Consider the following 11,816-nt stretch of genomic DNA (forward strand, 5'->3'; position numbering starts at 1 on the left):
AGCTAATTTGGTCTTAGCATTAGCTAAGTTAGCTTGGGCCGTTTTAAGTTGAGCCTTAGCATTAGCTAAAGTTTGTTGGGCAAGCTTGGAAGCACTAGCAGTGCTATTAGCATTGTAATTAGCTTGTGTGTAAGCCTTATTAGCACTAGCAACTTGAGCTAAAGCTTGGTTATAATCGTTAAGTTAACCGCTTGGGTATAAGCTGGGTTAGTTTCCACAGAATCGTAACCATGGTTGACGTATTCACTATAAGCACCATTGCTTAAAGCTTTTTCGGCTGTACCGTCAGTACCAGTCTTAGCAACCCAGAAGTCGAATAGGTAAGTTATGGTGTTTAAACCAGTGTCGCCACCGTCTAGGTAGTGTTGAAGATTAAAACTCATGTAGACTTGATCAGCTTCATCTTGACTTCCATAAGTGTGACTTAAGAAGTTATCACGATGTCCCCATCCCCAATGACCGTCCGCAAAGGACATACCAGTGAGGAATTGAAGAAGTTGAACTTTTAATTGGAGTAAGGTCGTATCACTATTTTCTAGGATGCTACCATATAGGTTTTCACCACCGTTGATTACATCGTATTGATTACCACCGGCCACTTTACTAATGGCATCATCTAATTCAGCTGAACCAGTGTCTGTATGCACACCAGCTTCAGTGCCATTTTTAACACGTAAGTTTACCACAGCATTACCAAGTTCTTGGACTGTATCAGACATCAGAATTGGCTTTAATCCATGTTGTTTACGTAGGCTGTTGATTAAAGTGAGGGCGTATTGAGCTAACTCTTTTTGTTGTTGAGCAGTCAATTGCGTACCGGCTTTAATCACGGCTGAAGTATCGTTGGCACCGGTATATTTATACCAAGGATCTGTAGAGGCATAGTATTCTTGGTTCTTTTCTTCATCAGTTAAGCCACTAGGTTCTACCAGTTCAGTAGGTAAATCGGCTTCACTATCAATGTTAGTTGGATCAAGCTGACTGCCCGGTTTAGCTGGGGTAGGGTCATGATGCACGTTAGATGTCTTTGGCGTATTATCAGCCTTGTTCTTAGCGGCATCAGCTTTAGCTTGTGCATCCGCTTTGGCCTTAGCAGCCGCATCTTTATCAGCTTGAGCTTTAGCTGCTTTGTCGGCCGCTTCTTTAGCAGCTTTATCAGCAGCAGCTTGTTGAGCTTGAGCTTTATCAGCGTCTGATTGGGCTTTGTTCTTATCAGTTTCTGCTTGATCTTTAGCATTTTGGACGTCATCGTAGCCATCTGGCGTAGCATCGTCTACAGCATCTTGATCTTTATTAACTTGATTATTAGCTTTATCAGATGCATCTTGAGCTTTGTTAACATCATCTCGTTTGTTAGCCGTCTGGTTGTTTAAATCATCGTTGTTGGCTTGTTCTTTAGCAGTATCATCTTGATTTTTAGCGATATCTCTATTGTCTTGATCAACGTCTTTTTGAGCGTCGTCGATGGCTTGTTGTTGAGCGGGTGTCGCTTCAGCAACTTTATTAGTTGAGACGTCAGTAGTTGGCGTTGTGTCTTTAGCAGCGGATACTGGTTGACCATTAATTTCATCGGCATGAACGCCAACACCTGAAATTGTAAAACTTCCTCCTAGTGCGGCTAATGTAATTCCAGATACGAGCCAAAATTTACCGGCTTTAAACGTTTTAAAATGAACTTTATTTGTTCTGCTTTCCACTAAAATTTCCTCCTAATTTTCTTTAAAAAATAACTCGATGGGAATATTAAATTGTTTATGCATCGCTTTTACTTCAGAAATTCTAAAATCGCTTTGACCATTCAATTTTCGATTTAATGTAGTCCGGCCAATGCCAAGGAATTTAGCGACCTGTTCTTGCTTAATTTGTTTAGTTTTTAAATAACCTAATACTTCGAGAGAAGATTGTTTATCAATATCCAAAAAATCACCTTCTTTTTCAACCTTATCCCGTGTAGAGATTCCCTGTAAGGAATTGTAACCCTGATTCGATTACTTATCAATAGAACATTTTCCTTTTAAAATACATTAGTGGTTTAATGGATACAAATGTATCTTTTAAAGTACGTTTGTATCAAAAAAGAAATGGAGAACTTATTTTGTTATTTAGTCTGATGTTAAAAAATGCACGCCAAGAGAAAAAGCTTACTCAAATCGATTTAATTCGTAAAATTCACGACGAGTTAGGTGTTGATATATCTACGAGTATGTTGTCACGGTATGAAGACGAAACAGCAGAGATGCCACGTAGAATTTCAATCAAGGCGATATTTGCCTTAGCAGTGTATTTGGATCTCGATTTGAACAAGATTGCAAAAGATGAAATTAAAGCTATTAAAAAGTAGGATGAATTAGCTTATTTAATATGAAAAAAATTTGAGTAGCTTTGTATCTGTCAAGTGGCGACGCTTGACTCCAATTTAATCTACTTTATTAGATACAAATAGCTCTTCATCCCCTTTCTAATTATCTAAATACCGAAGCAAAGGTATTTTTAACAGACACAGATTGCTTGAATAGCGTCAGGTGATTCTCAAAACGTTAATATTTATATTTTCGTTTAAAACACTTTCCTTTGGGAGAGTGTTTTTTGTTTAAGACGTGATTCTAAAAAATATCAAATCATTTGTTATTAGTTAATTCTAAAATCTAGTGGTTACTGATTTTAGATTGTAGTAAAAAGGATTGATCTCTGTTGTGATATAGAGGTCAATCTTAAGATATGTCGTATGAAAATAGTACAAATTCCATTGCCATTCTGAAACAGTTACTTGCTCATTAAGTGCAATTTTAAGTGAAACATAGCTAAGTTTAGCCTGCTGTTATCTAGTAAAATTACAATTAGAGTTCACAAGATATGACTGACATTATGGGTTTTGTAATTATAATGCAAATTTGTTTAATTTTTAGTACAATAAAACCCCCACGAACCGCTGCACATCGATCCGTGGGGGTTATTAATTGCAGTGATAAAAGAAGTATATACGTTAATTCGAGATGGGGAAGTAAGCTGGGGTACTTACTTTTCAATAACTTCGGACAGTATCACTGCAATTGTATTTTTATATTTTTTAAGGGGTATTGATATAGGATTATACTAGAGATTAATCTATGACAAACTTTTTTAAAGATCTACTATTCTTCGAAAAATAAACTCAAAGGAACATTGTATTGTTTATGAATTAATTTGATTTCAGAAATTTTAAACTCACTTGAACCATTTAATTTTCGATTTAAGGTCGTGCGACTGATACCGAGGTAATTTGCCGCGTCTTCTTGTTTTATTTGCTTAGCTTTTAGGTGTTTTAATACTCCTTGCGAAGCTTGAGCATCGTCATTCATATATTTCACCATCCTATTATACTTTTAAATACTCCTTATAGAGATTCCTAACATGGGATTATAATACTTGAGGGTATCCTTTTCAATATTTGTTATGCTTTAATTAAAATGTATGTACTGAAATTGAAACATTCGAATATAAAGGAGGATTCCGTCCTTGATTTTTAGCTCGGTTTTAAGAAAGGCTCGTGAAGAACGTAAAATGAGCCAAATTGAATTAATTCGCAAAATCCATGACGAATATGGAATTGATATATCAACTAGTATGTTATCTCGTTATGAGGATGAGTTGACTCCATTGCCAAGACGAATGTCAATAAAAGCAATGTTTGCACTATCGGTTTATTTAGATATTGATTTAAATGAACTTGCTCGGAAAGAAGTTGAAAAAATCATAAAGATAAAAAATAGTAATAAAAAATAAATTATCAGCATAGTGCTACAAGAGCACTATAGCATAGGTTTTAAATACATGCTATCGATTAACTGACTTTTATATAACTAAAAAACTCTTTTTGAGAATAATGGCGACTAATGGAATAATTTTACTAAGTCTAACTGAAAGAAATACAAAGAAGATTGCTAATGTTTAAAAGCTTTTAGAATAAAATTCATATTCTTTGAAATAGAAAACAGTTTCATTTACACTGTAGGCGTAGATGATAAGTTATAAGTTTGAAAGGGGTATGTAAAATGTCAGAACATAAAGCACAATTTCCTAAAACAATGGAACAACTCAATCAATTAATTGCAGATATTAGTCAATTAGAAACTAATATTCAGCAAACTCATTGGTATATGCGTGGATCAGAATTCTTTAGATTACATCCTCAAATGGATGAATATAACGAAGAATTAGGTGAACAACTTGATGAAATTGCTGAACGTTTAATTGCTCTGGGTGGTTCACCATATGCTACAACGCATGAATTTATTGATCATACCGGATTACCCGACGAAAAGATAACTTGGAATCAATATTCATTACCAGAGCTAATGCAACGCCTTAATGATCAATTTAAGTATCTTGCCAGTCAGTATCGGATTGGTATGGAAGTATCGGATGAAGAACGTGACTTCTCCACTCAAGATATGTTAAACGGATTTAGGGCAGAAGTTGATAAATGGATTTGGATGGTTAGTGCATATCTTAACCAAGGTCCTTTAGATAAATAGAATTTTTTATAAATAATTGAAAAGGCTTAGCCGTTGAAAAACAGCTAAGCCTTTTAGATTGAATTGATATTTTAATCATCTCCATGATGATCAGCGTAGTAATCATTTGATGCATATTCTTTAGCAAGCGCTGGAGATTTATAATAATGAGCAGTAGTGGCTATCATTGCACCACCGGCTTCCGTCAGTACTTCAATTTTTTTACCGTCCACAGTTTGAGTAGTGTTATAGTAATAAGTTCCATCTCCACTGCCTTGGTACCAGCCTCGGATGTTTACTATCCTAGAGGGATTTTCGTCTCCTTTAAAGATACCATCATTACTTTCCATAAACGTCGCAACAACCCAGTTATCCTTACTAGTATCATTAGCATCGTAAGTAATTTCTGAGGGATGTTTTGAAGCCTCGAAAGCTTTGTCAGTTTTCCCCATACTTTTCCAAAGGTTGCCATCGAAAGAAACGGTTTGAATTTTATCCTCATCAGTGTACGTATACCAAGTTCCTTGCATTCGTGAAGGAAATACAAATTTTTGATCATTTGTATCTGATGAACCTGATTTATTAGATGACTTAGTGGTTGCAGATTTTGGAGTAGCCGTTTTTTTGCTATTAACAATATTTTTAAATTCGTTACTTAAATCTGTATTTTGAGTAGGTTCAAAATGAACTAATCCATCGGGAGTTCCTTGATTTTGTTCAGTGTAATAGACAATAGGAGTATGATCCTGAATGGTAAATAGATAAATTCGCCCGCCAATGGTTGAACCACCATTAGTATCTTCATAAATTGCTACAACATTTACTTTATATTTATTTGAACCGTCTGGCGACCAGCCAGCAGACAGCTTATGGTTGCTAAAAGCAGTTTTATTGTCGGAAAAATCGTTGGGATAATGTAAACCAGTATATGTTGTATTTCTATCTGGAGTACATTGAGTATAGCTTTGTTTCATAGTTTGTCCCCAAGTAACCATGAAGGAAGCTAATTTATCATCCTTGGTATCATTCCAGACACTCGAACTTTGATTGCTAGAATTTTTTGAATAAAAACTTTTAGCAGTAGAGTGCTTTTTTGCGTTCGAAGAGTTGTCTGTTATTTTAGTATTACTACTAGTGGTATTGGTAGTATTTTGCCCACAAGCGCCCAGAAGTAAGGTACAAAGCCCTAAAAGTAACGTTAAAGTAATTTTATTATGTGCATTTTTCAAACTGATTTCCTCCAAAAAGATTTAATTAATGCTACTAACATTGTACTCCAAAACGTTAATTGATTAAATCTAAGTATAAATCATATTTGACTGCAGTTCGAAGCTTCAAATTAGCTTTAACAATGGGTTTTTCTTTACCTTTAACGGTGCGATATTGTTGTTCTACTGAATCTGAATCGAAATCAACTTGTCCTAAATAATAAAAATCAGAGCCTTCATCGTCACTTTTTTTAACAAAAAGTAGTAAATCAATCGTGTTATTTTGGTTACCTTCTAGTAGCCGAACTACTTCATTAGAGTCAAGACGACGAGGGCTTTTAGTATACCAACTTAGTAAAGAAGAATTATAGAAAATGTTGTTATGGTTTAACTCATCAGGGATGTCCGCTCGTTTCTGGTAAGTAACAAACATAGGACAAAATCCCATTTTTTCTTTATAACCGTAAATTGCGGAAGATTGGTCTGTAGGCCAGCCTAACAAGCTGTTGACTTGGCGACGTGTGTATTTTTGATAGAGTGTAAATTTGGTATTCAAATCATAGTTCTTACTATTAATTAATCCAGTTGTAATTACGTCGTCGACTAGTTTTTTAAAGTAGGAGTTATTTTGATATGAATTCCAAATCGATTCATTCAAATGGTAAGTATTTTCAACCAAAGTTATCATGGCAGTATTGCCATATTTTTTGCTGTCATTAGGCTGATAATAAGTTAAGTCTAGATGCTTTTCCAATGAGGTAATAGTTGCCACATCAGTATAAGTGCCCATTTGACTTAGTTCGGTGATTAAATCATTTTTGGAATATTTACCATTATTAGTAAATAAATCCTGTAATAAAATTAATTCATGAACACGCATGCCGTTTAAAAATTCTCGCGAAATTAAGCGCAGAAAGCTATCCTCGAGCGTAGTTAACGCCTGCTGGTCATGCATTTTAAACAAAAATTGATGATAATTCTCATATTTATCCACAAAAATTTGAGCATTGGTAGAGCCGTGCTTTTGAAAATCAACCAGTAAAGGAACTCGACCAAGTTTGTTTTTCAAGTCGATGTATGAAGCACGTAACTTCGTGAGGAGGGTCAAATTACTATTATTGATGGAATTATAGATTTGTTCTCGCGCAATTTCACTAAAATTAATAGAAGAAAGTCCGACCGTTTGATTAATAGATATTTTGTTACGAAGGCTATTTTTGTTTAACGTTTGATCACCAGTAAGGGCAATAGGAATCATATAATTATTCTGGTAATTTCCAATGAAGTCAATAATGGTGACAAAGTCCTTACCTTCACTTTTACGCAAGCCACGACCTAGTTGCTGAATAAAGATAATGCTAGATTCTGTATTCCTAAGCATAATAACTTGATTAATTTTAGGTATATCAATACCTTCATTAAAAATATCAACAGTAACAAGGTATTCTATTTCGCCGTTCTCAAACTTTTTGATAGTTGCTTCACGATTATCCACAGAGTCCTCACCAGTTAGTGCAACGGTTGGATGCCCTTTTTGCGTCATAATTTGGGCTACTTCGTGGGCTTCTTCAGTTCTACTACAAAAAATTAGACCATAAACCTGATCGCCATCATGTCCGTAGTAATCAATTTGTTGTTCTACATAATCCATGCGCTCCCTAGAAACTAAGTGTTTCAGAGGCGTATTATCTGTGATGACTTGTCCCTCATACTCATAGTCAGTAATTCCAATGTAATGAAATTCACTCAACATTTTTTCTTCAATGGCGTCCTGAAGCCGGATTTCATAAGCAATGTGATAATCAAAAAGTTCGTATATATTAAAATCATCTGTTCGCTCAGGTGTGGCAGTCATCCCTAACAGAAATTCAGGCTTGAAGTGATTGATTATTTTCTGGTAGGAAGCTGCACCAGCTTTGTGAGCTTCATCAATTAAAATATAGTCAAAAGTATTAGCCTTAAGTTCATTTAAAATGTCTGGTCTAGAAAGGGTTTGAATCGTAGCAAAAACGTATTTTCGGTCAATTTCTTTAGTTCCACCAGCGAGGATACCGTAGTTATCCGCTGGTCCGCCTAGGACATTTTTAAAACTAAGCAAGGCTTTGCGGAGAATTTGTTCCCGATGAACCACGAATAAAAATTTACGAGGCCGATAATTACGCACATCAAAGGCTGCTAAGTATGTTTTACCAGTACCGGTAGCAGAGATAATTAATCCGCGCTTCTGACCTTCTGAACGTAAATTAATCAAAGCTTTAAGTGCTGCTTGTTGCATTTGGTTAGGCGTTAAAGGTGATTTATTTTCCAATTGGAATGGAGTAGTGGGGCTGGATAGAGACACATTTTCTGAATAAAATTTGGCATACTGATCAATCCATTTTTGATTTAATGGTTGGGCTTTTTGCCATTGTTTCTCAACTTCTTGATTGATTTGTTCAGCTAAACGTCCTTCAGTTTTTGAAGATAATTTGAGATTCCATTCATAGTTTTGAATTAGGGCATTACTGGTCAAATTTGAGCTACCGATTAAAAATGTTTGATAGTCAGACTTATTAAAAATGTATCCTTTGGCATGAAAGTCACTATCAGCGTCGGCGATCCGTACTTCGACATTGGGAATTTTTAGGAGTTCCGCAAAAATTTTAGGTTGATTAAAATTTAAATAAGTTGAAGTTATAATTCTTCCAGAAACGTGATGACGGGCTAAATCAGCAAAGGTTACCTTTAAATCGGTTAATACTGCATTAGAAATAAATGCTACAGCAAAAGTAAAACTCGTACAGGTTCGCAATTCTTGCTCCAGGTGATGCTTTAATTTTTCGTGCGGAGCATTAGCAATTAGTTGTGGCGTGAATTCAGTTTTAGTAGCGATATTTTTATCTAATAATGCTGACAAAATTGAATTTGAAAAATTGGTATTTAAATTCATAGATAAACTCCTAATTGGAACATTTGTTCTGTTTTTTACAATTATAACAATAATTCTTTAAAAGCATATCAAAGTAGGGAAACTGTTAAAAAAAGATACTTAATCCTTTAACCCAATAAAAATTAGCCGGTTAAAACTTTTAATCCGTCTTTATAGTCTTTACAGTTACATAACAAAAATAAAGAATTTAGGACACGTTGTAGTTAAAGATGTAGAATAATCTAAGTGTCTTTATAAGAGATAAGTTAAATAGAATGGAAATGGTGGGTGGATCTTTTTGGCGTTAATCGGATTGATCATTTTTATAATTGCTCAGCTAGGTTATGCTGGGTCAATTAGAATGGTAGGGGTTAATAAATACATGGCATGGATTACTTCAATGATAATCCAAACCCTTCTTCTATACATAATGGCGATGTTAAACTGGTTAAGGTTTGGGCTTCGCGCGGTTGTTATTTTGGGCTGTATTTTATTCTTGGTACGTATGGTAATGGCGATCTTCAAGATTCAAAAAATACCATTTGAAGGTTTTCATTATTTTGATTTGTGGATGATTGTGATTGGACTTTCACTAGGAACGACTTTATATAGCAGTCCTTTGCTTCACTATGATAATTATTCCCACTGGGCTTTAATTGTTAAATATTTATTGTTACAAGGACACTTACCAATTGCTTCAGATGCAATTATTTCGTTTACTTCATATCCTCCGGCAACGGCTTTATTTATCACTCAATTTGTAACTTGGGTTGGATTCAGTAGTGGTGCGATGTTAGTAGGACAATTTTTACTAATTTGGGCGGGACTTTATGCTGTTTTTGCGGTATTAAGAGATTATACAAGGTCAACCAATGCTTTTATTTTATGTCTCACCATTTCACTCATTAATGTGTTCAACATTGCCATTCGGATGAACAATCTATTAGTTGATTTTATCCTTCCGGTAGTTGCAGCAGCTGGCATTGCCGGTGTCTATGTGTATCGACATCAACCACGGTTGCAATGTGTTACAGCCTTTTTGTTCGGTTCAGAGTTATTTTTAATTAAAAATTCTGGAACCATGTATGTGGTTATGATTGGTTTTTACTTATTATATTTGTTAATGAAGAACTCTAAAGAAATTAAGTGGTTTAAGCGCTTTGGAAAAAGTTTGGGTCTAACAGCCCTTACGATGGTGGGGAGTTACCTATCATTTTTCTGGTGGAATCAGCATGTCCATGCCACTTTTAGCACCGTTTCTAAGCATCAAATTAGTACATCTGCATATAAAAATCAATTAGCTAGTGAAAGTTCAAAAGTAATAATGAAGATTGGTAATAAGTTTTTACATCAAATTTTCAGTTTGGATTCACTATCAACTAGGGGTTTTTTACTGGTTAATTTAACGCTGATAATCGCGTGGGTTGTTATTCGCTTGTATCTCAAGAAACCTAATAATTTACTCAAAGTCCTACTAGCTTTAGATGCTAGTTTTGTTGCATACTATCTCAGTGTCTTTGCGATGTATATTGTATCAATGCCTTATTCAGAAGCAATTAATTTAGAGGGTTCTGAACGTTATTTATCTAGTATGGTAATTTTAAACATGTTGTTAGCCACGATGGCACTCGTCGTAGCGATGGACCGAGCGATGTATGAGCCTGATGTAAGTAAACGTGGAATACGAAGTTTCAAAAATATTATTACAAAAAATACTTACCAATTATCTGCCTTAGTTTTAGCTTTATTTTCAACCATTCTGATGTTCTCAGAAATTAACGGGATTAAGTATCGGAGCACAATTGGAAAAGAAGAGTTACCGGTAGAACTTAATCATATTGCCAAACAAGATATGAAATACAATCATACTAAAGTATTGGTAGTTGATCCGCACACAGCTGACGTTAATGACTACTATGCTGGATATGTTGGTAAATACTATTTCTTCTCTGATAAAGTAGATGGACGCGAAAACTTTATGTTGTCCAATTCAGACTTTAAAAAAGTTGTTCAAAGATACCAATATGTGGCATTACCGGAATGGCACCGAACTTTCACAACAATGTTGAGAAAAACATATCACGAAGATTATAAGGTAGGCTTATATAAAGTTACCCCAAAAGGTTTACAAAAAGTTAATCAAATTAAAAATTAAAAAAACTTGGTACGTAGCAATAATAACAACTCTAGGGAGTCTATTAAAATTACTATGTACCAAGTTTTTTTAGTAACCACGAGTTAAATCAACAATATTTGTATCAGGATGCCCATCTTTTAGAAAGGTTTGTAAGTTGTGGACAAACACATCCTGAACACCTGGCAGCATCTCAGAGCTTACCGCTGAATTATGTGGTGTAATTAAAACTTGTGGATAATCCCATAGTGGGCTATCTGAAGCAAGTGGTTCTTCTTCGAAAACATCTAATGCGGCATGTTTAACGCGACCATCATCAAGAGCTTGCATTAAGGCAGAAGTATCGACTGATGGTCCTCGACCGACATTAATAAATAGATATAAATGCTCTAATTGATTAAAGAATTGATGGTCAAACATATGAGTAGTTTCTGGAGTTAAGGGGAGAATGTTGACAATAATATCAGCATCTTGAATGATATTTGAATAAGCGTTATCTGCTACGGTATCATCAAAATTAGTAGCTGCATGACCAGAATGGTTAACACCGGTAGTATAACCACCTAAAGCTTTAGCTTCTCGAGCAATTTCTTGTCCAATGTGACCAGTATCGAAAATTAACCATTTTTTATTTGAGAGTAGGGTTAGTTCCTCATAATGGCGACTACCATCCCATTGCTTTTGGCGACGCATGTTAAGAGCTAAATTCATATCGCGCATGAAGTATAAGGCATATAAAAGAACCGTATTGGCAATGGCTTCGCTGTGGACACCGCTAGTATTGGTTAAAGTAATTTTTTGATCTGTAAGTTGTTGTTTAGGAAAATAATCAATTCCAGCACTAAAAGATTGAATCCATTTTAACTGATGGTGAGGAGTATCTAATAGAGATTGCACATGATGGTCATAGCCCCAAGCAACTTGGATTTCTTTTAAGTCTGCCTTAGTAATAGACGAACTATTAAGGTATGTCACATTGTCTTTGGGTAAATTAGTCCTAATTTGTTTAGGAATTTGGTCGGATATATAAATTTTCATCTTAATCCTCCTTTGATTAATCGCCTCAATGATAT

10 protein-coding genes are annotated in these 11,816 nt (G+C 35.0%); 4 read left to right on the plus strand and 6 right to left on the minus strand.

The window, feature by feature from the left end; translation table 11 throughout:
• Window positions 1-158 precede the first annotated feature (158 nt).
• Window positions 159-1,697, minus strand: coding sequence for an SEC10/PgrA surface exclusion domain-containing protein (locus IV86_RS08835; RefSeq protein WP_056979375.1), 1,539 nt, complete (start codon window positions 1,695-1,697; stop codon window positions 159-161).
• 12 nt (window positions 1,698-1,709) lie between these two features.
• A complete protein-coding gene (locus IV86_RS04170; protein ID WP_002833365.1) occupies window positions 1,710-1,919 on the minus strand; it encodes a helix-turn-helix domain-containing protein in 210 nt (69 codons plus the stop codon).
• Window positions 1,920-2,095: 176 nt separating this feature from the next.
• Between IV86_RS04170 and IV86_RS04175 the strand changes: the two genes are divergently transcribed.
• On the plus strand, window positions 2,096-2,341 hold the full coding sequence (locus tag IV86_RS04175; protein ID WP_029258097.1) for a helix-turn-helix domain-containing protein: 246 nt from the start codon (window positions 2,096-2,098) through the stop codon (window positions 2,339-2,341).
• A 790-nt stretch (window positions 2,342-3,131) separates the two neighbouring features.
• Here the strand turns inward: IV86_RS04175 and IV86_RS04180 are convergent.
• Entirely contained in the window at window positions 3,132-3,338 is a 207-nt protein-coding gene (locus IV86_RS04180; protein ID WP_002833367.1) for a helix-turn-helix domain-containing protein, read from the minus strand.
• Window positions 3,339-3,495: 157 nt separating this feature from the next.
• Between IV86_RS04180 and IV86_RS04185 the strand changes: the two genes are divergently transcribed.
• Together IV86_RS04185 and IV86_RS04190 are read left to right on the plus strand one after the other, a co-directional pair.
• On the plus strand, window positions 3,496-3,762 hold the full coding sequence (locus IV86_RS04185) for a helix-turn-helix domain-containing protein (RefSeq protein WP_002833368.1): 267 nt from the start codon (window positions 3,496-3,498) through the stop codon (window positions 3,760-3,762).
• A gap of 269 nt (window positions 3,763-4,031) precedes the next feature.
• Window positions 4,032-4,514: a Dps family protein gene (locus IV86_RS04190; protein ID WP_002833369.1), complete on the plus strand. Its 483-nt coding sequence runs from the start codon at window positions 4,032-4,034 to the stop codon at window positions 4,512-4,514.
• 71 nt (window positions 4,515-4,585) lie between these two features.
• On the opposite strand, the gene IV86_RS04195 is transcribed toward IV86_RS04190, so the two are convergent.
• Window positions 4,586-5,722, minus strand: coding sequence for a DUF4767 domain-containing protein (locus IV86_RS04195; RefSeq protein ID WP_051662256.1), 1,137 nt, complete (start codon window positions 5,720-5,722; stop codon window positions 4,586-4,588).
• 55 nt (window positions 5,723-5,777) lie between these two features.
• On the minus strand, window positions 5,778-8,630 hold the full coding sequence (locus IV86_RS04200) for a DEAD/DEAH box helicase (RefSeq protein WP_002833371.1): 2,853 nt from the start codon (window positions 8,628-8,630) through the stop codon (window positions 5,778-5,780).
• Between the two features lie 277 nt (window positions 8,631-8,907).
• Between IV86_RS04200 and IV86_RS04205 the strand changes: the two genes are divergently transcribed.
• Entirely contained in the window at window positions 8,908-10,764 is a 1,857-nt protein-coding gene (locus IV86_RS04205) for a hypothetical protein (protein ID WP_056979376.1), read from the plus strand.
• A 69-nt stretch (window positions 10,765-10,833) separates the two neighbouring features.
• Here the strand turns inward: IV86_RS04205 and IV86_RS04210 are convergent, their stop codons facing one another.
• Window positions 10,834-11,781, minus strand: a complete 948-nt coding sequence (locus IV86_RS04210) for a phosphoglycerate dehydrogenase (RefSeq protein WP_056979377.1) — start codon at window positions 11,779-11,781, stop codon at window positions 10,834-10,836.
• Window positions 11,782-11,816 lie beyond the last annotated feature (35 nt).

It is taken from the genome of Pediococcus pentosaceus, from assembly GCF_001437285.1.
GTDB lineage: Bacteria > Bacillota > Bacilli > Lactobacillales > Lactobacillaceae > Pediococcus > Pediococcus pentosaceus.

Excerpts from the sequence above, each read along its gene's own strand:
- IV86_RS04180 (WP_002833367.1), bottom strand. The coding sequence starts at position 3,338 with ATGAATGACGATGCTCAAGCTTCGCAAGGAGTATTAAAACACCTAAAA.
- IV86_RS04190 (WP_002833369.1), top strand. The coding sequence starts at position 4,032 with ATGTCAGAACATAAAGCACAATTTCCTAAAACAATGGAACAACTCAAT.
- IV86_RS04200 (WP_002833371.1), bottom strand. The coding sequence starts at position 8,630 with ATGAATTTAAATACCAATTTTTCAAATTCAATTTTGTCAGCATTATTA.
- IV86_RS04210 (WP_056979377.1), bottom strand. The coding sequence starts at position 11,781 with ATGAAAATTTATATATCCGACCAAATTCCTAAACAAATTAGGACTAAT.